Consider the following 23,167-nt stretch of genomic DNA (forward strand, 5'->3'; position numbering starts at 1 on the left):
GCTCAGGCGGTCGTGGCGTAGCGGTTGGCGGGGCGGGCGAGACCCAGCAGGCCGCGCAAGGTGTCGGACTCGTAGGCGGTGCGGAAGACGCCCCGGCGCTGGAGTTCGGGCACCAGGCCGCGGGTGACGGCCGGCAGGTCGTGACCGGTTACCGCGGGTCGCAGCCGGAAGCCGCTCAGGCCTTCCGCAGCGAATTCCTGGAGCACGTCGGCTAGTTCAGCGGGCGTGCCGGTGAAGATCCGGGCATCGCTGCCGTAGGGCTCACCCGCGAGGGTGTCGAGGCGCGCGCGGCGGTCCTCCGCCGTGGCCCGGTCGTCGTCCAGGAAGACCACCAAGTCCCCGAAGAGGTGAAGCGGTTCGCCGGCACGCCCGGCGGCCTCCTGCTCGGCGCGGATCTCGGCGGCGATGGCACGCGCCTGCTCGACGTCGTGCGGGGTGACGTAGCCGATGTCGGCCTGACGGGCCACGAGTCGGTACGGGACGGTCTGGTGGGCGAGGGCGGTGACCAACGGCTGGCCCTGTGGCGGGCGCGGGGTGATGGACGGACCCTTGACGCTGAAATGTGTGCCCTCGAAATCGATGTAGTGCAGCCTGTCCCGGTCTATGAAGCGCCCGGTGGCCACGTCCCGTATCTCGGCGTCGTCCTCCCAGCTGTCCCACAGGCGTCGCACGACCTCGACGTACTCGGCGGCCTCGTCGAACAGATCCGTGAGGCGCTCCTGTCCGGACGGCGTTCGCAACTCCTCGAGGCTGATCGGCGGGAAGGTGCGACGGCCGAAGTGGTCGGCCTCGTGCGGGCGGGCGGAGATCTGCACCCGCACACCCGCGCGACCGGTACTGACGTAGTCGAGGGTGGCGATCGCCTTGGAGATGTGGAACGGCTCCGTGTGAGTGGCGGTCACCGTCGGCACCAGGCCGATGTGCCGCGTGAGGGGAGCGATGCGGGAGGCGATCAGTACGGCGTCGAGTCGACCGCGCACCTGGTCGGTACGGCCGTCCAACTGGCCGTAGTGCGAGGACTGCAGGCCGAGGCCGTCTTCCAAGGTGACGAAGTCGAGCAAACCGCGTTCGGCCTCGGCGACCAGATCGGCCCAGTATCCGGCGGTGAACAGGTCCCGAGGGCGGGCGACCGGCTCGCGCCAGGAGGCGGGGTGCCAGCCGGTGCCGTCCAGTGCCACGGCAAGGTGAAGGTGGAAGGGGGTTGAGGACACGAGGGTGCCTTTCCTGGAGGTCCGTACGAGATCGCCGGCCCGCGGACAGGGGCGCACGGCGGAGGGGACGACGATTCAGGAACAACAGAGGGCGCCGGCCACGCGCTGGAGGTCGATGTGGGGCCGGCCGTGGAGGCGCACGGCACGCGGGGCATGTGTCACCCTGCCCACCTCCGCATCATCGCCTTCGGCGAGGACAACGGCACAGCTATGCCGTTTCTTCCAGCGTGGCGGCTTCGGTGCGCCGTACGAGTGAGAAGACCGTACGGCGGCGCAGGGTGAAGCCGATCGACTCGTACAGTCGGATCGCGTTCGCGTTGTCGGCCCTCGCGTGCAGGAACGGCCGCTCGCCCCGCTCCTTGATGCCGGCCGCCACAGCGCGGACCAGACGGGTGGCCAGACCCCGGCCGCGGTGGGCCGGGTCGGTGCACACGGCGCTGATCTCGGTCCAGCCAGGTGGACGGAGACGTTCGCCGGCCAAGGCCATCAGGTGGCCGCGGCGGCGGATACCCAGGTAGGTGCCCATCTCGACGGTGCGGGGCAGATAGGGGCCCGGTTCGGTGCGGGCGACCAGGTCGAGGATCTCGGGCACGTCGTCGGGACCGAGTCGTACGGCCTCCGGGTCGGGTTGCGCACGCAGGCCGGTGTCCACGAGCTGGACGCCGTGTCCCATGCCGACGACCTCCCAGCCATCCGGCGCCTCGGTGACGCCGCGCACCGAGGCGGTGCCGCCGGGGCCGACGAGCGCGGCGAGGTCGACCCAGGCGCGCGGGTCGTCCTCGTCGGAGACGGCGCAGAAGGGAGCCACGTCCTGGTGGTAGCGCGCGGCGTGGCCGATGCGTTCGGCGAAGTGGGCGTGGGCTCCGGTGAGCGCGGCCCAGGCGGGGTTGTCCAGGATGTGCGAGCAACCGGTGTCGAGAAGGGTGACGGACATGGTGTGGCGGTCTCCGGGGTCCGGCTCGGGGTGTTCGGCGCTCGGGGACTCCACCACGGGGCGACGGTGGAGTCCTGGCGGAGGTGTCAGGAGTTGTCGAGCGGCAGGCCCGGCGGGTTCACCTCGGACTTGGCGACGGCCTCGTTGGAGAGGTTGTAGGCCTTCAGCCACTCGGCGTACTGACCGTTCTTGATCAGGTAGTTGATGGCGTCGGCGAGCGGCTTGGCGAGTCCGCTGTCCTTCTTCGCCGTTGCCGCGATCAGGCCCTGCAGGCTCCCTCCCGCACCGGAGTAGGTGCCGGCAGTGCGGGTGGCGTTGGGCGTGTGGGACACCTGACGGTTGTGGTAGGCGAAGCCGGGGTTGGGACCGAAGGAGGCGTCGACCTTGCCGCTGTTCAGAGCCAGGTAGGTGCTCGTGCTGTCCTGGAAGTACTTGACGGTGAGCTTCTTGCCCTTCTCGGCCAGCTTGTCCTTCCACTCCAGAAGAATCTTCTCCTGGTTGGTGCCGGAAGCGACGGCGACCGTCTTGCCGGCGAGGTTCTCGTAGTCGCCGTCGAAGTTCCAGGTGCTCTTCCTCGGCACGATGAAGGCGAGGTTGTCCTGCCGATAGGAGGCGAACTCGTACTTCTTCTTGCGCTCCTCGGTGTCGGTGACGTTCGAGAAGGCCACATCGACCTTGCCGCTGTCGATCCCGACGAAGAGATTCTCCCACGTGGAGTTTCTGACCTCGGCCTTGAGGCCGAACACCGCGGCGACCAGCCGGCCGAGGTCCGGCTCGGAGCCGGTGAGGGTCTTCTGGTCGTCGCCGACGTACGCCAGCGGCGGGAACCCCGCGGGCAGGGCGCCGATACCGATCTCCAGCTTGCCGCTCTTCTTGACGGCGGCGGGCAGTTCGGCGCTGATCGCCTCGACCTCGGAGACCTTGATGGTGGTCTGGTTGGCGGCGCCGTTCGAGACCCGTCCGACGACCACCTCGCCGGCCTTGTCGGTGTCGGTGGAGGTGGCCGCGTCGCTGTTCCCACCGCAGGCGCCGAGCCCTGTGACGAGGGAGGCGACGGCGCTCGCCGCGGTGATGCCGCGTATCAGGCTGCGTCGGGTGAAGTGGGTGCTCATGGCCGTTCCTTGTCGCTGAAGGTGATGAGAATGGCGTGGGGGGCTTGGGGATGCCGGGGGTCAGAGGACCTTGCTGAGGAAGTCCCGGGTCCGCTCGTGCCGTGGTGTGCCGAGGACCTCGGCGGGCGGCCCCTGCTCGACGATCCTGCCGCCGTCGATGAAGACGACCCGGTCGGCGACTTCGCGGGCGAAGCCGATCTCGTGGGTGACGATGACGAGCGTGGTGCCGCTGGTGGCCAGGTCCTTGATGACGGCGAGGACTTCACCCACCAGTTCGGGATCGAGGGCGGAGGTGGGCTCGTCGAAGAGGATGACGCCGGGACGCAGGGCGATGGCGCGGGCGATGGCGACACGCTGCTGCTGTCCACCGGAGAGCTGGCGGGGGTAGGCGCCGGTCTTGTCGGCGAGGCCGACGCGGCCGAGGAGTTCGCGGGCGAGTTCCTGTGCCTCGGATCTGCCGAGCCGGCCTGTGGCGATCGGAGCCGCGGCCACATTGTCCAGCACGGTCAGGTGCGGGAACAGGTTGAAATTCTGGAAGACGAAGCCGATCCGGCCGCGCTGAACCAGAATGGCGCGCTCGCTCAGCTCCTTCAGGCGCTCGCCCTGACGCTTCACGCCGATCAATTCACCGTTGACGCTGACGTAGCCGATCTCCGGCTTCTCCAGGTGGTTGATGATTCGCAGCAGGGTGGACTTCCCGGAGCCCGAGGGGCCCAGGACGACGGTGACCTCGCCCGGGCGGACGGTCAGGTCGATGCCGTCCAGCACCCGGTGGGTGCCGTACCACTTGTGCACGCCGTGGACCTCTACGGTGGCGGCCTCGACGTCCGCCCGGGCTTCGCGCGTCTTGGCACTCATACGGCGGCCTCCCGGCGGACACGGGCTCCCAGGTCGGTGAGACGGGTACGGAGCTTCTGCAGCGGCGTCGGCGGCAGGCCGCGGGTGGCACCGCGGGCGTAATGCCGCTCGACGTAGAACTGGATGACGGAGACGACGCTGGTCAGGATCAGGTACCAGACGGTGACGACCAGCAGCAGCGGCACGATGTCACCGGGGTAGGTGGATCCCATGGTCTGCGCGGAGCCGAACAGGTCGAGCAGGGATACGTAGAAGACCAGGGAGGTTCCCTTGATCAGGCCGATGAGCTGGTTGACGTAGTTCGGGACGATCGAGCGCAGTGCCTGCGGGAAGACGATCCTGCGGAACTGGTAGCCCTTCGGCAGGCCGAGCGCCGCGGCCGCCTCGTGCTGGCCCTGGTCGACGGAGAGGATGCCGCCGCGTACCACCTCGGCCGCATAGGCGGCCTCGTTGAGGCTGAGGCCGACGACGGCGACGACCATGTCAGTGGCGAGCCTCGACTCGTCGAAGGAGAAGAATGCCGGACCGAAGGGGATACCGACGCTCAACGTCTGGTACAGGGCACTGAAGTTGTAGAGAAAGATCAGCACCACGATGAGCGGGATCGAGCGCAGCACCCAGACGTAGGTCCAGCTGACCGCGCGCAGCACCGGGCTCTTCGAGAGCCGCGCCAGAGCGAGCACGACGCCGCCGGCAAGGCCCAGCACAGCGCTGTAGACAGTGACTTGGAGCGTGATCAGCAGGCCGTCGAGGATGGTGGGCCGCAGGAACCAGTAGCTCCAGCGATCCCATTGGTAGAAGGGGTTGGTGACCAGTCCGTGCACGAACTGGGCGACGACGATCAGCACGACCGCGGTGACTATCCAGCGGCCTGGCCGCCTCAGTGGAAGAACCCGTTGCGCGGCAAGGGGCTGTGGCGGGTCGTCGGTCTTCGGCGCCTCGGCGAAGGTGACGGTGACGCCAGGGGGTTCACTCATGGTGGGCTCCGGCTGGGTGGGAACACCCCCGAAGCACGGCGGTGCGCGACGACGCACACCAGCGGCGAGTGACCGGGGGCGGGGAGGGCAACGGCACACCGCGCGGGCGCGGTGTGCGTCAGGAGGTGCGGGGGCAGCGGGGTGTCAGCCTCGACAGCGGGTGCGGCCGCCCGAAGCGGTACACAGTGCGCTGTTCACGCGGAGCAGATCGACGGCATGATCGGCGACGAGCAGGGTCATCAGGCTCGCGCACGGCTGTGCACAGCCCTGGGGGCGGCGCGTCGCCGTCCGGGGGGCTGCGTACATGGCGTCACCGTCACTGTTCCGGCCCCAGGGGCCTCGCGCTTACCGAACCATCATCGGTCGGGTCGTCACCTGGGGCACCCCACCGCGATGGGAGGGTTCCCGGTCAGCAAGCCAGGGCTTGTCGCTGACGCTCATGACCGTCTGAGCGGTAGTTAAGACAACTGAACTAACGTATGTCAACGCTGGTCCAGCAGGTGGAACGGCCGGGCGGGGGGGCCGCCCAGTCCAATCCCGCCGCTGCGCCGGCCGAACTCGTCAACCGGGCCCTTCACACCGCTCAGGGACTCCGCGCCCGCGCGGCGGTGCCGGCGATCGGCGGCCGTCTCCAGGCACGCAGTGCGGGGGGACGCTCCTCCGTCCACACCCACACGGCACGACCGGCGATGCCGTGGTTCATGCGCGGCACCGAGTACACATAACTGACAAGAAGCTGTCACATACGAATCGGAATGCGGAATCGACCGACACCCGTTCTGACTGACATGACTGTTGGAGTAGCGCTCAACGCGTCAGACGCGTCGAACCAGGTCGACGCCACCGTACGACTGGCCCGGGAATCCGCCGCCGATCCGGCCGTGATCGGCGACGAGAAGACGGTCGAGGCCGAAGTACGCCGCTACCGCGACGCCGGCGCCACCGAGGTCGTGTTCTCGGTCACCGAGATCGCGGGAGAAACCGACCGCCGACGCACCTGGCGGCTCCTGGGTGAACTGGCCCGCTGAGCACACCGGCCGATCCGGCGGGCCGCCCCGTCCCATGACGAAGGAGATACCCATGACCCCCGAGACCACCACGACCGACCTCCGTGCCTTCACCGAGAACTGGCTGGACTGGTACCGCGCCCAGGAAGCCCGGCTCGCCTCCCCGCACGGGTTCCTGGCGATCACCGGCCTGCACTGGCTCGATGACCGGCCCCAGCGTTTCCCGGACGCGCCCGGTACGTGGCGCACCGACTCCGACGGGGTCGTCGTGGATCTGGATGACGGCGAGGAGCTACTCGTCGACGGGACGCTGGTGCACGGCGAACACGGTTTCGGCGTGCTTCCCGAACGCGGCAGCGTCGACGCCGTGTGGGGAGACGCCGTCATCGAGGTCGCCAAGCGCGGTGGGCACGACATCGTGCGCCCCCGGCACCCGGACGCGCCACTACGCACGGCCTTCACCGGGACGCCCGCCTACGACCCCGACCCGCGCTGGGCCGTGGCGGGCCGCTACATCCCCTTCGACACGCCACGGCCGACCACCGTGGGCGCCGCGGTCGAGAGCCTTGAGCACGTGTACGACGCCCCGGGCAGAGTCGAGTTCGAGTTGGACGGGCGTCTGCTGTCGCTGACCACGTTCCCCGGCCCTGGCACGGGCCGGCTGATGGTGCTGTTCACCGACGAGACATCCGGGGTCACCACCTACGCCGCCAACCGGGTCCTCACCCTGGAGCCACCCGCCGCCGACGGTACGGTCGTCCTGGACTTCAACCGCGCCGCGAACCTGCCGTGCGCCTACACGGACCTGGCCACCTGCCCGCTGCCCCCGGCCGAGAACCGGCTGCCGGTGGCGATCGAGGCCGGCCAGAAGCTCCCCCGCGAGCGCGGCGGTTCCTGAGCCGGACCCGGTCCGGTCCGAACGCCCTGGGGGTGCCGCTCTCCCGCGCTGACTCGCCGGTACCACCGGGTGATCTTGTGGGCACCTCGGGCCGGTGGCCAGCGCGCGGGCCGAGGTGTGAGGGCCGCGCGCTGTCCTCCCCCCTTCACGAGACGGGCCGGGCCACTGGTGCCGCCTGGATGTCTACGCCGTGGTGATGGTGGTCATCTGCCAGTTCTGCACCGACGACTGCGTCCAGGTCCACAGAGTGAGATAGACGCCGTTCGTCATGTTGTTGCCCTTCGGAGTCAGGGCTTTGTCGCTGTAGTGGTGCGTGATGGGTGGCGTGGTGTCCCACCTCTGGGAGGCTGCAGTCGAACTGCAGGTCCACAGTGTGAGAACCGCCCCGTTGGTGCTGTAGGCGTCTCCCTTGGGCGTCAGGCACTTCCCGCTCGCGTCGTTCACCAGACGCCCGAGTGAGTCCTTGTGCCACTTCTGACTGGCGCCACCGGTGCAGCGCCAAAGCGTGATGATCGCGCCGTTCGCCGTGCTGTCGCCCTGCGGGGTGGCGCAGTATGCGGAGCTTCCGACTCCACCGGACAAGTTCGCGATGGAAACATACGATGAGCTCGGGGCTCCGTGCGCTATGCCCCCGGGGCCGAGCAGGGCGAAACCCACTGCCGCTGAGAATCCTGCCAGTAAGCGCCTCATGCCTCTTCCTCTTCCTCTTCCTCTTCCTCTTCCGTGAGCCATGCCCAATGGGCAGGGCCGGCCGACGATTGCGATGCACGGTCACGTGTGACACCACAGGAGCAGCGATGCGCCCGGGTCACCCGGCCGGTGCGATCACGACTCTGGCAAACCCCTCTGTAAAACGGGTGTACTAGTGAGGGCGCCAGGACAGTGGCCGTACAGGCAAGACCGAAACGGTGAGACCGGCGGGGGCCGCGAGTGAACCTTAAGGCTGGTATGAGCCGATGAGCGCCTCGAGGTCTTTCAGGCCCTTCGCACCCGTGTCGGCGAGGAGGTCCCACGCCTGCCGCCAGTGAGCCAGCGCCTTGGACGGCTGCCGTGAGGCTGCGAGGATGTTGCCGTACTCCCAGTGCGCCAGGCCTTCGGTGTACGTATCACCACGCCCGCGAGCAAGGTCCATGAGCTCCTTGCAGCTCTGCTTCGCCGGGCCGTTCCGGTCCAGATGATGCAGGACGCGTACGGCACCGAGGCGTGTCTGCGACTCCACGTGCCAGTCGCCGTTCTTGGCATTGGCGAGTAGCCGCAGCCCTGATTCGAAGTGGACCAGTGCCGCTTCCGGTTGGTTGAGCGAGAGGTGCGCATAGCCGATGTTCCAGTGCGCTGTCTGCTGCAGCACCAGACTGTCCAGGCCGGTTCCGATGTCGAGGCTACGTTGGTGCAACCGTATGGCCAGATGCGTGTTGTCGGGCTCGTGAAGGCTGCCGAGACGACTTAGGTACGTCGCTTCGCCCTGCGCGTCGCCTTCATGGCGGGCAACGGCGAGCAGGCGCTCGTAAACGGGGACGGACTCGTCATAGCGACCGAGTAGTTGGAGCAGCATCCCTGTGTTGCCCAGTGCTTTCCGTTCCCACGCGGCGTCTCCAAGACGACGGATGAGCCGGGTTGCCTCCCGGTTGCAGGACAGTGCGCTTTCGAGGTGGCCGCGCATGAAGTGGGAGGCTGCCAGGTCGATCAGTGCCTGGGCCTCGGCAGTGCTGTCGTGGCCGCGGCGGGCTGCCGCCACAGCGATGTCATTGAGGCGCTGCAATTCCGAAGTGCGGCCCCGGCGCTGGAGGTAGGGAAAGAGGGCCGGGACGAGACGGAGGACGGGTTCCAGGCCGCGAGGCGTCTGGGCATACTGGTTGGCGATCGCCACCAGGTTGATCAACTCTCTGTCACACCATGCCAGTGCCTCCTGCTCGTCGGCCACCGTGGTCGCGTCGTCGCAGGAGTACGGCACGCGACGCCAGAGCTCCGGTCCCTCGGGCAGCAGCGTTCTCGCACACCGGCCGACCATGGCGGCGTACCACTGGAGCCCTCGTCCGATCGCTTCGCTGGTCTGTGCAGGGGGGGTCTCTTCTCGCGCGACTTCTCGGGCGTAGTCGCGAACGAGGCTGTGCGGGGCGTAGTGGTCCAGACTGACTTCGTTGAGCAGTGCGACATCCACCAGCGAATCCAGGGCCGTTCGGGTCCTTCCGTCGCATCCATCAGTCGCGCCATCAAAGGGACGCTGTACACCGGCAGATTCACGCTTCCCAGGCAACGGAGGGCTCGGGCCGCCTCCTGCTCGCGCGGGCTTGCGTCGACTCGGCCCAGCCCCCGGTAGGTGACCGCGAGCGCGCCGCGCACACTCAAATCGTCCAAGTGAAGTTCATCGAGGCGTTGATTGACGGCGGCGAGTCGCTCGGCGACGGACGACATGGACCGCCCTGGATGACCAGCCAGGCGGGCAGCTGTGACACGTAGGGCCAGGGGCAAGTCACCGCAGAGCTCGGCAACGTGGGCAGACGCGTCCGGCTCGGCAGCAACGGCGCCAGTGCCGATCACGGCGTCGAGGATCGCGAGACTGGCGTGACGTGCCAAAGGCCCGAGAGTCACGTGCGCGGCATCTTCGATCGTACCGAGGCGCCTTCGACTGGTGACGATGACGGCACAACGAGGATTGTTCGGCAGCAGCGTGCGCACTTGCGCCGCTGAATGGGCGTCGTCCAGGACGAGCAGGACGCGTTTGGGAGCCAGTAGGGATCTCAGGAAGCCCTCTGCCTCATCCGGATGCCGATGCGGCGGCAATGTCGCGTCCAGTGAGCGTACGACGGCATCCACCAGTTCCGTCGGGTCTCGAGGATCCAGTCCCGATGCTGAGCCGTGCAGTCGCAGGAAGAGCTGGCCGTCCGGATAGCGGGAGGCCCATCGGTGCGCGGCGCTCAAAGCCAGGGCGGTCTTACCGACCCCGCCCATGCCACTGATCACCACGATTGGTGAGGCGCCGTGAAACGTGTCCGCCATGAGTTTCTCCCCAATCGCGGCCAACTCCGGCGCGCGACCCACCAAGAGCATCGGGGAGGGTGGCAGCTGAGCCGGTGGCGGTGCTGACGGGTGCGCAGGCGCCGGTGCCCCATGGGTCTCTTCCTCCCGCAGAAGTTCGAGGTGCAAAGCCCGCAGAGCGCTGGACGGACTGGTTCCCAGCTCCTCAGCCAAGGTCTCCCGCAGACGGGCGTACGCGGCGAGTGCCTCTGGCGTACGTCCCAAGTCACGGAGTGCGGTGATGAGCAGTTCGTGCGAAGGCTCGCGTAACGGGTACCTCTTCAGAAGGGCGGTGGTGGAGGCCACCGCCTCCGCCGGTCTACCTGCTCGCAAGGCCGCCGAGGCGCGGCCCTCCACAGCTCCTGCCCGTAGTTCCTGCAGGCGGGTGGCCTCGGCGGCAAGGCATATGGTCATGGGTACGTCGGAGAACGGTTCGCCGCGCCAGATCGCTTCGGCTCTGTCGTACGCCTCGATCGTCTTGGATTCGGCCGCTGGGACGAGCGCGGCTTCGTAGGCACGCGCGTCCGTCCACACATGATCCGCCACCAGCTCGTACCCACCGGGTCGTGTCTGCACGAGAGCAGCACCGGCCGGGCCAGCGACCGCACGTAACTGCCTTCGCAGCCGTGACACCCGCACCTGGACGGCGTTGACCGGATCCACCCGCTGTCTGCTCCCCCAGAGCGCCTCGGCCAAGTGGTCCGTACTCACCGTCTGGCCTGCGTGTACGACTAGCTCAGCGAGCAGAGCGCGGTCCTTCTTCGCGCTCAGGCCGAGGCTGTGCTGCCCGAGGCGGATCTTCAACGGCCCGAGGAATCCGATCTCCATGAGCCGGATTCTGCCAGCCGGTCAGTACGCGACCCTCCCGTAAGTCCCGGTGTCTGACCCGGCACGACGGGAAGTCGCCATGCATCGGCCCACCGCCGGCCCAGCCGCCGCACTCGCCTCTGGCGGGCCGTCGGAGAGGGTGCACGGCTGCTTCACAGCGGGCCTGCCGGCGGCCGTACTGCACTGAACCGCACCGAAGCACGGCCACGCGCGTCGGGCGGTCTGCCGATGAGGTCGGCCTGTGTGCCGCGCACGCACGGCGACCGGATGTGCATCCCGGCCAGGACCAGGGTGGGCAGAGATCGCGTCTCCGTGACCGCGCCTCAAAGCCTTCCAAGGAAGCTCCCAACTCTGTCCGGGTGGGAGGTGAAGACGGACATGGTGCGCGGTCGGCGCTGCCCCAGCAGGATCGTAAGGGTGACACGGCGGCCCGCGGCGTCCTTTCATCGCGCGTGCGATCTGTCTGCCTGAGGAGGAGTGGGGCACAGCAGTGGCGGGAGGCCGAAGATCCTCACGCCGGGCGGACGAGGCGGGTTTGGTAGGCGAAGACCACGGCTTGGACCCGATCGCGCAGTTCCAGCTTCATCAGGATCCGGCTCAGGTGCGTCTTCACGGTGGCCTCCGCGAGGTGCAGGCAGGCGGCGATCTCGGTGTTCGACAGGCCGTATGCGACCTGGATGAGCACTTCGCGCTCGCGGGCGGTGAGCCGCTGCACTCGCTCGTCCATCTCAGTGCCGCCATCGGCGGGGAGCCGGTCCGCGAAGTTCTCCAGCAGGCGCCGGGTGATCCGCGGGGAGACCACCGCGTCGCCTGCGGCGACGCTGCGGATTGCCGTGAGCAGTTCGTCGGGCCGGGCGTTCTTCAGGAGGAAACCGGATGCTCCGGCCTTGAGGCCGGCGAAGGCGTAATGATCGAGATCAAAGGTGGTGAGGATGAGGACCTTGGTCATCGGAAGGTCCTTGACGATCCGGCGGGTTGCCTCGATGCCGCCGGTACCGGGCATGCGGACATCCATCAGGACGACATCGGGACGCAGTTTCCTCGCGAGCTGGACGGCTTCGGCGCCGTCGCCGGCCTGCCCGACGGGTTCCATGTCCGGTTGGGCCTCCAGGATCATGGTGAACGCCATACGGAGCAGTGATTCGTCGTCGACGAGCATCACACGGATCGTCATGAGACATCGTCCGCGACGTCGGGGAGGGTGATACGGGCCGAAACTCGCCAGCCACCACCCGGCAGTGGACCGGCATGAAGGGTCCCTCCAAAGGCGGCAGCGCGCTCGCGCATGCCGGCGATTCCGTGCCCGGTCGTGTTATCGGGGGCTTGCGTAGTGCGGCCATCGTCGGTGATCTCGATGGTGGCGGCCCCAGGCAGTAGACGTACACGCACGTCGGCGCGGGTGCCAGGCGGTGCGTGCTTGAGCGTGTTGGTCAAGGCTTCCTGTACCAGCCGGTAGACGGTGAGCTGCGCAGTGGTGGGCACCCGATCGGGGTCGCCTTCCAGTCCGAGTGCGGTCGGCAGCCCAGCTGCACGCATCTGGTCGGTGAGGGCCTGCAACTGGGCGATGCCAGGCAGGGGGTGGAGCTGCGCTTCCCGTTCGTCGGCGCGCAGGACGCCGAGGGAACGTCGCATGTCGGTGAGGGCCTGCCGTCCGGTGTCGGATATCTGCCGCATGGTGTCGCTCGCTTTGCCGGGGAAGCACGACTGTGCGAAGACCGCGGCGTCGGCGAGCGCGACCATGACGGACAGGTTGTGGGTGACAATGTCGTGCATCTCGCGGGCGATACGGGCCCGCTCTTCGGTCACGGCGAGCCGGGCCTGCTGATCGCGTTCACGCTCCAGACGTACCGCGCGATCCTCCACGGATGTCAGGTAGGCACGTCTCATCTTCAGGTACGTAGCAGTGGAGGCGACGGCGATGGCAACAGCGGTCAGGAAGGTGACGGGGACGAGGAACCGAGCTTCGCCCTCGGGTCCCCAGCGCGCAGAGGCCAGGAGAATGCCGCCTTCCAGGACGGCCCCGGCCAGGAGCGTGTGAGGCCAGGAGGAGCACTTGGCAACCGTGTACAGGGCGACCAGTAGAGCCACGTCGGCCGGGATCGGCTGGACGCCGCTGAGCCACTGGACGAAGGCAGCCGCCGCCACCGCGCAGAACGCCACGAGAGGTGCACGGCGCCGCCACACCAGGGGCCACAGCAGAGCCATCTGAAGGATCAGCAAGCCCGGGGGCTGGAGCTCCGGCCAGGGGCCGACGCTGACGACGAAGAGGGCGGCCGTCAGCAACGCGTCGAACACGGCGGGCTGGATCTGGGCCCGCATCCGCAGCAGTTCACGCGTCGGCCGTGCTGACCGCGCGATGGCGGGAGCGGCGTACCTCACGAGGTACCCGGCTCTGGAAGACCGGCGAGCCGGCCGTGGCGCCATGCCGCTGGCAGGCGCCGCGGAACGGCGCCCCGTTTCCGCAGCGGCCATACCTCTTCGCTACCGATGTCCGCTCCAGCGATCCTCTCCCCGAAACGCGCGGTAAGTGTTCGGGCCTCGATCATCGCTTCATCCTCGTCGCCGGGGTCGGTCGATTCGCCACCACCACGCTAGGTCTGCAGGCCAGGCAGGTGCTTGAGCCCACGAGTTGACTTCACCGCGAAGAAACTACATCCCCAGGTGGAACTCCCTACCTCCACAGGCGTAGCGGGGCCCGCCACGCCGGCCCGACCGCTTCAGCCCACAGTCGTGGACGGGCTGCCCGTACGCCGCATGCCCGGAGCGGCCAAGCCGGAGAGAAACCACTGGTCAGCTGGCTGGCTGAACGGTTGACGCCCTCCGTAGGGCACGGGGACGGCACCGGGCGGGAGGATCCCGACCGGGAACTGACGCGCCGAGCCGACCGTGCGGCCTACCTTCGAGCAACTGGCGCGGTGAGGCCTGTTGTCGTAACAGGTCGTGCACCTCGCCTGGATGTCACCCCCACGCGGCTCGGGCGTGCCCGGCAAGCGCAAGCCAAGAGGAGAATGCGATGCGTCGACGAAGGACGGCCGCGGCCGCGGCCCTGGCCGGCACCGCCTTGTTCGGTCTGCAGTCGTGCGCCCCTACTACGGACCGATCACATGCGGACGGCCCCGACGCGCTCGCCCGGTTGCAGCGACAGACCGTCACCTGGCACGGCTGCCGGACCGGCCCGGACGACACGATCGGCAAGGAACTGGACGACGCGAAGGCCCAGTGCGCCGAGGTCACGGTGCCGTTGGACTACAGCCACCCGGGCGGGCGGACCATCAAGGTCGCGATGTCCCGACTGAAAGCCACCGATCCCGAGCACCGGAGAGGAACCCTCCTGTACAACCCCGGGGGCCCAGGCGTACCCGCGACGTACCTCGCGCTGATGCTCAAGAAGGCCGAGCCGAGGGTCGCGGCTCGCTACGACCTGATCGGGATGGACCCCCGATTCGTCGGACGCAGCACCCCCCTGAACTGCAAGTGGCCCACGAGCAGCATCGGTTCCGCCGGGACGGACCGGAGAACCTTCGACCGCAGCGTGGTGCTGGCCAAGGACTTGGCGTCCCGCTGCGCCGACCACCGGGATGTGCTGCCGCACGCCTCCACCCGTAACACCGCCCGGGACATGGATGTGATCCGGGCAGCCCTCGGCGAGTCGGAACTGTCCTACCTCGGCTCCTCGTACGGCACCTACCTGGGCGAGGTCTACCTGCAGTTGTTCCCGCGCCGGGCCGACCGGGTCGTACTCGACAGCGCGTTGAACCCCGATCTCTACGGCCCCGACCTGACAAGCACCTCGGGGCCTGCCGTGACCGCGGTACTGGAGGACTGGGCGGCGTGGGCGGCTCGCCACCATGACGACTACCACCTGGGCGCCACTGCCGCCGAGGTCCTGGCCACTGTTGACAAGCTCAACCGGAGCACGGTGCGCAGCCCACTGAACGTGGGCAGCCACCGGGTCGACAGCCGGATGCTGCCCGAGCTCCTGTGGAACGTCAACGCCGGGGACAGCGACGAACTGTACGCCGCCTACGCGGCCGACATCCGGGACCTCAGCGACGCCGCCCGCGGCATCAAGGTCACACCCAACGAGCGCCTGGAGGGAGTCCTCACCGGTCTGTCCGCTGCGGACACGGACGGAACGTTCAGTGTCCAGACGGCGATCCAGTGCGCGGACAGGGCTTCGTCCCGCGACCCGGAGACCTACTACCGGAGCATCCAGGCCCACCGCGTCGACGAGCCGCTGTTCGGACCGCTGACCCGCAACATCACCCCCTGTTCGTTCTGGCCGACCGCCCCCGCGGAACGTGCCACGAAGGTCCACAACCAGGTCCCGGCCCTGATGGTGGGTGCTACCGGCGATCCGGCGGCCGTCTACCCGGGTCAGCGGGTGGCACACCGGGCCTTGGCCGGCTCCCGCCTGGTCACCCTGCGCGGCGCCTTCCGCCACACCGTGTACGCGGGACTCTTCGCCCCGCGAAACCAGTGCATCGACGACACCGTCAACCGCTACCTGATCGACGGGAAACTGCCCAGCACGGACACGACCTGCCCACTCACGTCACCGACCAGCGAAGGCTGACCCTTCCCATTGTTTCCACGGGCGCCCCACCTCGGGACACGGTGACCGCATCCGCCAAACGGCGGTGCGGCGGAACCTGCACACCCAACCGTGGGGGGCGACGCAGCGGCCCTGGCGGTGGGTGCTCAGTCAGTCAGTCAGTCAGTCAACGAGCAGGATGCCAGCGCGGGCATCGCGGCCGACGGGCTCGCATCGGTGAACGCCAGGCGTAGCCTGCGTCGATCGCCGTGCTGACAGCGTCGACGGCCGTGCCAGCGCCCCGCCCCGGCATGTGGGGCACCATGGCCTAGGATCGTCCGCATGGCCCTGATCACCAGCGACGTGGATCGGTTCCAGGCGGCCAGGCCCCGGCTGGAGGCCATCGCCTATCGGTTGCTCGGCTCGGCGAGTGAGGCCGAGGACGCCGTGCAGGAGACGTTCCTGCGCTGGCAGGCGGCCGACGCCGAGCGGATCGAGGTGCCCGAGGCCTGGCTGACCAAAGTCCTCACCAATCTCTGCCTGAACCAGCTCACTTCGGCACGGGCCCGGCGTGAGACGTACGTGGGCAGGTGGCTTCCCGAGCCGCTGCTGGTGGGGGATCCGATGCTCGGCCCGGCCGACACGGTGGAGCAGCGCGAGTCGGTGTCGTACGCCGTCCTCGTCCTGCTGGAGCGCCTCTCCCCCAACGAGCGGGCGGTGTACGTGCTCCGCGAGGCCTTCGACTACCCGCACCGCGAGATCGCCGACATGCTCGACATCACCGAGGCCGCGAGTCAGCAGATCCTCCACCGGGCCAAGAAGCACGTCGCCGACGGCAAGGCGCGCACCGAGATCGACGAGGCCGCCGCCCGCAGGATCGTCGAGGAGTTCCTGATCGCGGCGACGAGCGGCCGGACCGAGCCCCTCGTGCGCCTCCTCACCCAGGACGCCGTCGCAGTCGGTGACGGGGGCGGGAAGGTCCCGGCCCGCGCGAAGGCGTTCGAGGGCGCGCTCGCGGTCGCCAAGTTCCTGCGTGGGCTGTTCAAGCCCAGCGACGCCAAGCGGGCCTACGTCGGCGGCGCGCCGGAGATCCACGTCGCGACGGCCAACGGCGAACCCGCCATCGTGGCGGTTGTCGACGGCCGGGTCGTCGGAATCACCTGCCTCGAGGTGACCGAGCAGGGGATCGTCGCGCTGCGCAGCCAGGTCAACCCCGACAAGCTGGTTCGCGCGAGTGAGCAGTGGGCGGCTGCAGACCACGGGAGCCCGTTGTACGTTCTCTGATGCAGTGTGACCTGCTTCACATGCGGATCCTGTCAGGAAACGTCGGGCTGCCCGGTTCAAGGAGCGAAACCGCGCAGGCAAGCGGCGGAACCTCGCAGACAGGAGCAGGCCCATGCAGCACCGCATCGTCGTCCTCGGAGCCGGCTACACCGGAGCCGTCGCCGCCGGCCGCCTCGCCAAGCGGCTGCACGGCGACGACGTCAGGATCACCCTCGTCAACCCCGAGTCGGACTTCGTCGAGCGCGTCCGGCTGCATCAGCTCGCGACCGGTCAGGACCTCAAGCCGCGACCGTTCAGCGAGATGTTCGCTGGGACGGGCGTGGAGCTGAAGCTCGCGACGGTCACCGCCGTGGACGTGGACCGCAAGTCGGTGGCGATCACCACCGCCGACGGCCCGCAGCAGGAAGGGCTGGGCTACGACACCTTGGTCTATGCCCTCGGCAGCGGCTGGGACGCCGGGGGCGTGCCCGGCGTCACCGAACACGCCCACGACGTCTCCAGCCGTCCCGGCGCCCTGCGCCTGCGCGACCGCCTGGCCGCACTGCGCGCCGGCCGGCCCGTGGTCGTGGTCGGCGGCGGCCTGACCGGCCTGGAGGCCGCGACCGAGATCGCCGAAGCCCGCCCGGACCTCAGTGTGGCCCTGGCCGTCAGGGGCACCCCGGGCGACTGGCTCTCGCGCAAGGGGCGCACCCATCTGCGCAAGGTCACGGACCGACTCGGCATCACGGTCCACGAAGACACGGCGGTCACCCGTGTGGAGGCAGACGCCGTGACGACGGCCGACGGCCGGACGATCCCTGCCGATGTCACGGTCTGGACCACTGGCTTCGCCGTCCACCCCATCGCCCGGGCCACCGCGCTGGAGGTCACCGACCACGGCCGGATCGTGGTCGATGCAACGATGCGCTCGGCCTCCCACGAGGACGTGTACGCCGTGGGCGACGCGGCCATGGCGATCGGCCCGGGTGGCAAGCCCCTGCGGATGTCCTGTGCCTCAGGCGTTCCCATGGCATGGCAAGCCGCCGACGCCGTCGCCGCCCGCCTCACCGGCGTCAAGGTTCCCCGGATTCGCATCCGCTACTTCCAGCAGTGCGTCTCCCTCGGCCGCAACGACGGCCTGATCCAGCTCGTCACCGCCGACGACCGCGCGGTGGAGCGTGCCCTGACGGGCCGTTGGGCCGCTCGATACAAGGAACTGATCTGCAAGAGCGCGACCTGGGGCGTCACCCACCCGACCACCGGCATGCCCTCCCGGCAGCGGCGGGTCACGCAGCCGCAGGCCCCGATGGACGCGTCGGCCCGGATCGCTGCCTGAGCCGAACCCGGCCAGGGACGAACACATGCGCCACACCAGGGTCCGAGAACCATCAGGCTGATGTCGCCGGGTCGGATACCGTGCAGCCAGGCCTCAAGGGGTTGAGGGTCTCGGTCGGGCTGTCCGGGACCGCTGCCTCCCCTCAGCGTCGCTGCACGGGGCCGGTACCGCAGGGCTCCCCCGAGGGCACCGGCCCTCGGGGAGGAGGCCTGAATCTCCCGAGCAGGTCAGCGGTGACGTCGGGATCCCAGTGCCGGGCGGCCAGGGATCTCACCCGTGCCAAGTTTGGAACCACCGACTCCACTCTGCCAAGATCCAACACGATGTATATCCGACGAGTGGGAGAACTCCCCGTCGGACGCCAACGGGGAAGGGAAAGACGTATGCGCGAGATGTCTCGTGCGGTAGCTGCGGCCCTGGTGGGCCTCACGTTGACCGCGGCGCTGACCGGCTGCAACGACAGCGGCTCAGGAAAGGGCCCGGCCGACTCGGCCTCATCGTCATCGGATGGGAAGGGCAAGACGACCTACCGTCTGGGCGAGGCGAGCCCCCCGCAGGAAAGCACCATGCAGACGTCCAAGGGGGCCGCGTTCACGGTCACTCCCACGAAGGTGACGACCGGATCCAAGGCCGACATGGACAAATCCGGCCTGCAGCGGGGCAAGAACGACGACCCGAAGATCCCGGTGTACGTGTGGGCCACCTTCGCGCACAAGAGCGGCAAGACGATGGCTGTCGGCGACATGGATGACGGCCTGATCATTCGCACGGACAAGGACCAGAGGACCAGGGCGCTCATCGTTCTGATGGGTCAGGCCAAGTGGCCCGACTGCCCGGCCTTCGACCGGGACAAGCAGTTGCACGCGGGGCAGTCGGAGAACATCTGCCAGGTCTTCCTCATACCCGAAGGGCAGAAGGCCGCCGCCGTGGAACTGAGCCAGGGCTTCACGAGCGAACCGCTGCAGTGGCCGGTGAAGGACTGACCACCGCAGGCCTGCGACCGGGGCTGCCGCCCCACCCCGTGCTGACAGCGATGGCCCCGAGCTTCGGATCAGGACCATCGCTGTCAGCGACGGCTCTCGATCGGGGCGCCCGTCTGCGACGCGCGCCGGGCCCTGCACATGAAGACCTACATGATCCTCCGTGACTGCCGGCAGCACGGCGACGGCCTCCACCTCAGGCCGATCCAGCTCGGGCTCCTGGATATGCCGTGGACGTCCCAGCGGTAGCCCGTCCGGCGGAAGGACCCGCACCGGTTTCGTAACGCGTCCCGTCTCGTCGCTCGTCCGAACGATCCGGTGGAACGTCGTGCGCGCGATGGTAGCTGCATGACTGACACCCCCCGTCACAACGCCACGGATTCACAGCGCGCCCCCGAGCCGGCCGAGGGCCCGGTGGGCGCCACCCGCAGATCCGTCATCGCCACCCTCGGCGGCGCCACGCTGGGCGCGGCCGCACTGGGACTCGCCGCCACGCAGGCCGCGGCCGCGGCTCCCCGAAGCGCGGACCGGCCGGCTCCCCCGCGCGCCGCGGCTTGCGTCCTCACGCCCGAGCAGACCGAGGGCCCCTACTACCTGGACCTGGAGCGGGTCCGCAGGGACATCACCGAGGGCAAGGCCGGCGTTCCGCTGACTCTGCGCGTCACGGTCATAGACAGCACCACGTGCGCCACGCTGCCCAACACGGCCGTCGACATCTGGCACTGTGACGCACTGGGGATCTACTCCGGTTACGTGGCCGGCGGATCCACCCCCGACACGACCTTCCTGCGCGGTGTGCAGCTGACCGACGCGTCCGGGGTCGCGGAATTCACCACCGTCTACCCGGGGTGGTACGTCGGCCGGGCCCTCCACATCCACATCAAGACGCACGCCGGCGGCACCGTCTCCAACGGGACCTATCACGGAGGCCACGTTTCCCACACCGGCCAGCTCTACTTCCCGGAGACGTACAACACCAGGGTCGCCGCCCTGTCCCCCTACCGGAACAACACGGCCACGCGCACGCTCAACGCGAGGGACGGCATCTACCGCAACGGCGGTTCGGCCACCCTGTTGTCCCTCACCCAGACAGGCAGCGACCTGAGCAAGGGCGTGACCGGGACCGTCGTACTCGGGATCGACCCCACCGCCACACCCTGACGGTCCTCCCGGAGCGGTGGCCGAGCCGTGGGCCGGTTCCGGCCGCCGCGCACCGCCCACTCGCCCCGCATGGTTTCGGCACGAGAACGTGCGGCCAGGAATCGGAAATGAGCCGGAGTCGAACGTGCGAGATATGCGGTACGACGCTGATCACGAGGCCGCAGGGCGGCCGGCCGGCTCGGTACTGTTCCAACGCCTGCCGGCAACGGGCACTCCGGCGGCGGACCGCAGCGCGGGACACCTACCGGGCCCAGGGGGCCGCGTCGGTCGCAGGCCCCACCGCGGCACCCGCTGCGGCGACCTCAGTAACCCGTGACCGCGCCTTGCCGCCGGCGCTCGACTCCTTCGTAGGCCGGCGGCAGGAGCTGTCGCGCCTGCGCGCGCTGCTCAGAAGCACACGGCTGCTCACGCTGACAGGGGCGGGCGGTGTGGGCAAGACGCGGCTGGTGCTGGAGTTCGCCACGGGGTTGTCGAGCCGGTACGCCCGGCTCGACCTGGTGGAGCTCGACTCCCTGCGGGACGGTGCGACTGTGACGCAGTCCGTGGCCGCCGCGCTGGGCGTGGGAGAAGGGACAGGTTGTACCGGGGTCGACGTCCTGGTCCGTGCCATCGGTGACGCCTCCCGTCTGCTGCTTCTGGACAACTGCGAGCACCTCGCCGAGCCGTGCGCCCGGCTGGTCGTGACCCTGCTGGGCCGCTGCCCCCGGCTGCGGATCCTGGCCACGAGCCGTGAGCCATTACGGGTGCCCGGGGAGACAGTGTTCCGGGTCGGCGAGCTCTCCCTGCCGTCGGCGGACTCCGGGGACGACGTGACGGCCCTGCTGCAGGCGGACGCGGTACGACTGTTCGTGGAACGCGCCGCTCACCGCTCGCCCGGGTTCGCGTTGGACCCCAGCAACGGCCGGCTGGTCGCAGAGATTTGCCGACGGCTGGACGGCCTGGCCCTCGCCGTAGAACTCGCGGCCGGCTACATCGGCACCCTCACCCCGGGCGACATCCTCGCGGGCCTGGACGACCAGAGCTCCCAGCTGGACCTCCTGGCCGGTGGCAGCAGGACCGGGCCCCGGCGGCACAGCGGACTCGCCACCGCCGTCGACTGGAGCCACCGGCTGCTGGATCCGGCGGAACAGGCCGTCTTCCGGCGCCTCGCGGTCCTCGTCGGAGGGTTCGATCCGGCCGCGGCGCGCTCGGTGTGCGCCGGCGCCGGCATCGGGCCACGAGAGGTCTTCCCCTTACTGTGCGCGCTTGAGGCGAAATCACTGATCGTACGGCTGCCGGGGGACGCGACGCCCACCCGCTTCCGGCAGCTCGGTGTCATCCGCGCCTACGCCATGGAACGTCTGCGCGCATCCGGCGAACTGGGCCCCACCCTGCGCAGCGCCCTCACGTGGCTCCACGAGGTGGCCGAGCGAGATTGTGGGGATGTGTTCGCCGACCAGGCGAGCAGCCCGCTGACCGCGGAACGGGACAACCTCGCCTCGGTGCCGGCCCACGCCACCGGCCAGGACGAGGCGGCGCGGATACGGCTGACCCTGGAGCTGGCCCGGGTGCATTACCAGCAAGAGCAACCGTCGGCAGCGAGTGCGCTGCTGGCCGAACTGCTGCGGGAGCCCAGCGGTCGGGCACTGGGCGGGGAGGTGGCCGCGCTCGCCGCACGCGTGGCCGCCCAGCAGGCCGACCCGCACCGAGCACTGTCCCTGGGCGAGCGGGCGGTGAACCTGGAGCGGCGGCGTCACGTGCCCGCCGGGCTCGCCAACGCACTCGACGCCAGGGCCGCGGCGAGGCTGTGTCGCGGCGAATTCGCCGAGGCCGTCACGGATCTGCGCGCGTGCCTGGACGTCGTCGCCTCGCTCGGCTCACCCGAGGACGTCGCGTGGTGCACCCAGCACCTGGCCTGGGCGCTGCTCCAGGCGGGCGGGGAGCGCGAGGCCGACGAGCTGATGTCGGATTGCCTTCCGGTGCTCAGAGAGCAGGCGCCCTGGCCCCGGGTTGCGGCTGCGCTGCACACCGCGGGCGCCGTAAGGCTGGCTCTGGGACAGCTGGAGAGCGCCGAGGCCCTCTTCGGCGAAGTGCTGCGCATCGCCCCCGGGGGGAGCTTCCACGCACTGTACCCCGTCGAGGGCCTGGCACTGGTGGCCGCGGAGAGCGGTGACATGCAGCGCGCCCTGCGGCTGTGCGAGGCAAGCGTGCAGGCGCGACGCCGGCTGGACACCGAGCCCGAGGCACCCTGGCGGCGCAGGATCGAGCAGGCGGCGGCCCGTGCCCGGACCATGCTGCCAACGGCGGCGCGGGAGGCCGCAGTCGTCGGCGCTCGCGGGCTGCGCGGGGACCGGCTCGTCGCCTACGCCCTGCGGTCAGGGAGCGGTGAGCGGGTCCTGCGGGGACCGGACACCATGGGGGCCGGCGACGAGCGGTGGCGGCTGACCGCCAGGGAGTTCATGGTGGTCGAACTCGTCGCGGAAGGGCTGACCAACAGGCAGATCGCGGGTGAACTCGGGCTTTCGGCGCATACGGTCGCCACACACCTGGACAGGGTGCGCGACAAGCTGGGTCTTCGCTCACGCACACAGATCGCCCTATGGTTCGATCGAAGAGACTCGGAAGCTTCCGTTCCCTGACACGGCGAGCACCGCGGACGCGCCGCACGTGCCTGCGGCTCCTGCCCTGCCCCGGTCAGGCAGACGGCTGCGGACCTCAGACGGCAAGAGCTGTCCGGGCGACTGAAGCCGGGCGAGCGACTGCCGTCCCTGCGGGGCCTCCAGCAGCAGTACGCGATCGCCGGCGTGACCGCCCGGCCGCGCTGCGCGTACTGAGCGACGGAGGACTCGTCGACGTCGTGCAAGGCCGGGACAGCTTCGTCACCGATCCCCTCCCCCGCGAGAAGGAGGCGGTGAGCAACGAAGCGGCCGGTGTTCGCATCAACGTGCTGGAGGATGCACCGGCCGTCCACGAACTCCCCGATGCTGACCTCGGCCCCCGAGCGCAGCCCGTAGGACCGGCCCTATTTCCATAAACTATGAATATAAAAATGTTATGCTTCGAGCATGAGTCGT

At 69.2% G+C, this 23,167-nt stretch carries 18 protein-coding genes, 1 pseudogene and 1 riboswitch; of the genes and pseudogenes, 8 read left to right on the plus strand and 11 right to left on the minus strand.

The features are described from left to right. Positions 1-2: 2 nt before the first annotated feature. The 6 genes from IE177_RS19645 to IE177_RS19665 form a co-directional block, all read right to left on the minus strand. Positions 3-1,211: an LLM class flavin-dependent oxidoreductase gene (locus IE177_RS19645; RefSeq protein WP_190016642.1), complete on the minus strand. Its 1,209-nt coding sequence runs from the start codon at positions 1,209-1,211 to the stop codon at positions 3-5. Positions 1,212-1,286: 75 nt separating this feature from the next. After that, positions 1,287-1,382 carry a putative leader peptide gene (locus tag IE177_RS35790; protein ID WP_373305122.1) on the minus strand — a complete coding sequence of 32 codons (96 nt, stop codon included), beginning with the start codon at positions 1,380-1,382 and terminating at the stop codon, positions 1,287-1,289. 37 nt (positions 1,383-1,419) lie between these two features. Continuing rightward, positions 1,420-2,145 (minus strand): GNAT family N-acetyltransferase, encoded by a 726-nt coding sequence (locus IE177_RS19650; RefSeq protein ID WP_190016857.1) that lies wholly within the window; start codon positions 2,143-2,145, stop codon positions 1,420-1,422. 86 nt (positions 2,146-2,231) lie between these two features. Further along, entirely contained in the window at positions 2,232-3,257 is a 1,026-nt protein-coding gene (locus tag IE177_RS19655) for an ABC transporter substrate-binding protein (RefSeq protein ID WP_190016643.1), read from the minus strand. Positions 3,258-3,317: 60 nt separating this feature from the next. Further along, positions 3,318-4,115: an amino acid ABC transporter ATP-binding protein gene (locus IE177_RS19660; protein ID WP_190016644.1), complete on the minus strand. Its 798-nt coding sequence runs from the start codon at positions 4,113-4,115 to the stop codon at positions 3,318-3,320. Further along, on the minus strand, positions 4,112-5,092 hold the full coding sequence (locus IE177_RS19665) for an amino acid ABC transporter permease (protein ID WP_190016645.1): 981 nt from the start codon (positions 5,090-5,092) through the stop codon (positions 4,112-4,114). The genes IE177_RS19660 and IE177_RS19665 overlap by 4 nt, the downstream gene beginning before the upstream one ends. Before the next feature lie 336 nt (positions 5,093-5,428). Beyond that, a riboswitch (SAM riboswitch) is annotated at positions 5,429-5,537 on the minus strand. Positions 5,538-5,958: 421 nt separating this feature from the next. On the opposite strand from IE177_RS19665, the pseudogene IE177_RS19670 reads away from it, so the two are divergent. Continuing rightward, positions 5,959-6,120 (plus strand): annotated as a pseudogene (locus IE177_RS19670) (LLM class F420-dependent oxidoreductase); the annotation flags it as partial. Positions 6,121-6,172: 52 nt separating this feature from the next. Further along, positions 6,173-6,997: a DUF1684 domain-containing protein gene (locus tag IE177_RS19675; RefSeq protein ID WP_190016646.1), complete on the plus strand. Its 825-nt coding sequence runs from the start codon at positions 6,173-6,175 to the stop codon at positions 6,995-6,997. Between the two features lie 183 nt (positions 6,998-7,180). Here IE177_RS19675 and IE177_RS19680 read toward each other — a convergent pair whose 3' ends face one another. The 5 genes from IE177_RS19680 to IE177_RS19700 all read right to left on the minus strand — a co-directional run bounded on the left by IE177_RS19680 (position 7,181) and on the right by IE177_RS19700 (position 13,159). Beyond that, a complete protein-coding gene (locus IE177_RS19680; RefSeq protein WP_190016647.1) occupies positions 7,181-7,579 on the minus strand; it encodes an RICIN domain-containing protein in 399 nt (132 codons plus the stop codon). A 355-nt stretch (positions 7,580-7,934) separates the two neighbouring features. After that, positions 7,935-8,918, minus strand: coding sequence for a tetratricopeptide repeat protein (locus tag IE177_RS19685; protein WP_190016648.1), 984 nt, complete (start codon positions 8,916-8,918; stop codon positions 7,935-7,937). After that, entirely contained in the window at positions 8,873-10,840 is a 1,968-nt protein-coding gene (locus IE177_RS19690; protein ID WP_190016649.1) for an AfsR/SARP family transcriptional regulator, read from the minus strand. Before IE177_RS19690 ends, IE177_RS19685 begins: the two co-directional genes overlap by 46 nt. Before the next feature lie 511 nt (positions 10,841-11,351). Beyond that, a complete protein-coding gene (locus IE177_RS19695; RefSeq protein ID WP_190016650.1) occupies positions 11,352-12,014 on the minus strand; it encodes a response regulator transcription factor in 663 nt (220 codons plus the stop codon). Further along, a complete protein-coding gene (locus IE177_RS19700; protein WP_229816147.1) occupies positions 12,011-13,159 on the minus strand; it encodes a sensor histidine kinase in 1,149 nt (382 codons plus the stop codon). The genes IE177_RS19695 and IE177_RS19700 overlap by 4 nt, the downstream gene beginning before the upstream one ends. 694 nt (positions 13,160-13,853) lie before the next feature. On the opposite strand from IE177_RS19700, the gene IE177_RS19705 reads away from it, so the two are divergent. The 6 genes from IE177_RS19705 to IE177_RS19730 all read left to right on the plus strand — a co-directional run bounded on the left by IE177_RS19705 (position 13,854) and on the right by IE177_RS19730 (position 22,732). Continuing rightward, positions 13,854-15,416, plus strand: a complete 1,563-nt coding sequence (locus tag IE177_RS19705; RefSeq protein ID WP_190016651.1) for an alpha/beta hydrolase — start codon at positions 13,854-13,856, stop codon at positions 15,414-15,416. A gap of 300 nt (positions 15,417-15,716) precedes the next feature. After that, the gene (locus tag IE177_RS19710) at positions 15,717-16,658 is read left to right on the plus strand and encodes an RNA polymerase sigma-70 factor (RefSeq protein ID WP_190016652.1); all 942 of its coding nucleotides are present in this window, start codon (positions 15,717-15,719) and stop codon (positions 16,656-16,658) included. A gap of 112 nt (positions 16,659-16,770) precedes the next feature. Then, a complete protein-coding gene (locus IE177_RS19715; RefSeq protein ID WP_190016653.1) occupies positions 16,771-17,973 on the plus strand; it encodes an NAD(P)/FAD-dependent oxidoreductase in 1,203 nt (400 codons plus the stop codon). A gap of 566 nt (positions 17,974-18,539) precedes the next feature. Next, the gene (locus tag IE177_RS19720; RefSeq protein ID WP_229816148.1) at positions 18,540-18,956 is read left to right on the plus strand and encodes a hypothetical protein; all 417 of its coding nucleotides are present in this window, start codon (positions 18,540-18,542) and stop codon (positions 18,954-18,956) included. A gap of 345 nt (positions 18,957-19,301) precedes the next feature. Continuing rightward, a complete protein-coding gene (locus tag IE177_RS19725; protein ID WP_190016655.1) occupies positions 19,302-20,114 on the plus strand; it encodes an intradiol ring-cleavage dioxygenase in 813 nt (270 codons plus the stop codon). Between the two features lie 428 nt (positions 20,115-20,542). Beyond that, complete coding sequence (locus IE177_RS19730) at positions 20,543-22,732, plus strand: ATP-binding protein (protein ID WP_229816149.1); 2,190 nt, start codon at positions 20,543-20,545, stop codon at positions 22,730-22,732. The last annotated feature ends 435 nt before the right edge of the window (positions 22,733-23,167 follow it).

Source organism: Streptomyces lucensis JCM 4490, from assembly GCF_014650035.1.
In the GTDB taxonomy this organism is placed as follows: domain Bacteria; phylum Actinomycetota; class Actinomycetes; order Streptomycetales; family Streptomycetaceae; genus Streptomyces; species Streptomyces lucensis.

Bases quoted from the DNA above. Each gene is read 5' to 3' on its own strand.
- IE177_RS19650 (WP_190016857.1), bottom strand. From the start codon at position 2,145: ATGTCCGTCACCCTTCTCGACACCGGTTGCTCGCACATCCTGGACAAC.
- IE177_RS19655 (WP_190016643.1), bottom strand. From the start codon at position 3,257: ATGAGCACCCACTTCACCCGACGCAGCCTGATACGCGGCATCACCGCG.
- IE177_RS19660 (WP_190016644.1), bottom strand. From the start codon at position 4,115: ATGAGTGCCAAGACGCGCGAAGCCCGGGCGGACGTCGAGGCCGCCACC.
- IE177_RS19665 (WP_190016645.1), bottom strand. From the start codon at position 5,092: ATGAGTGAACCCCCTGGCGTCACCGTCACCTTCGCCGAGGCGCCGAAG.
- IE177_RS19675 (WP_190016646.1), top strand. From the start codon at position 6,173: ATGACCCCCGAGACCACCACGACCGACCTCCGTGCCTTCACCGAGAAC.
- IE177_RS19690 (WP_190016649.1), bottom strand. From the start codon at position 10,840: ATGGAGATCGGATTCCTCGGGCCGTTGAAGATCCGCCTCGGGCAGCAC.
- IE177_RS19695 (WP_190016650.1), bottom strand. From the start codon at position 12,014: ATGACGATCCGTGTGATGCTCGTCGACGACGAATCACTGCTCCGTATG.
- IE177_RS19700 (WP_229816147.1), bottom strand. From the start codon at position 13,159: ATGCGGGCCCAGATCCAGCCCGCCGTGTTCGACGCGTTGCTGACGGCC.
- IE177_RS19705 (WP_190016651.1), top strand. From the start codon at position 13,854: ATGCGTCGACGAAGGACGGCCGCGGCCGCGGCCCTGGCCGGCACCGCC.
- IE177_RS19710 (WP_190016652.1), top strand. From the start codon at position 15,717: ATGGCCCTGATCACCAGCGACGTGGATCGGTTCCAGGCGGCCAGGCCC.
- IE177_RS19715 (WP_190016653.1), top strand. From the start codon at position 16,771: ATGCAGCACCGCATCGTCGTCCTCGGAGCCGGCTACACCGGAGCCGTC.
- IE177_RS19720 (WP_229816148.1), top strand. From the start codon at position 18,540: ATGCAGACGTCCAAGGGGGCCGCGTTCACGGTCACTCCCACGAAGGTG.
- IE177_RS19725 (WP_190016655.1), top strand. From the start codon at position 19,302: ATGACTGACACCCCCCGTCACAACGCCACGGATTCACAGCGCGCCCCC.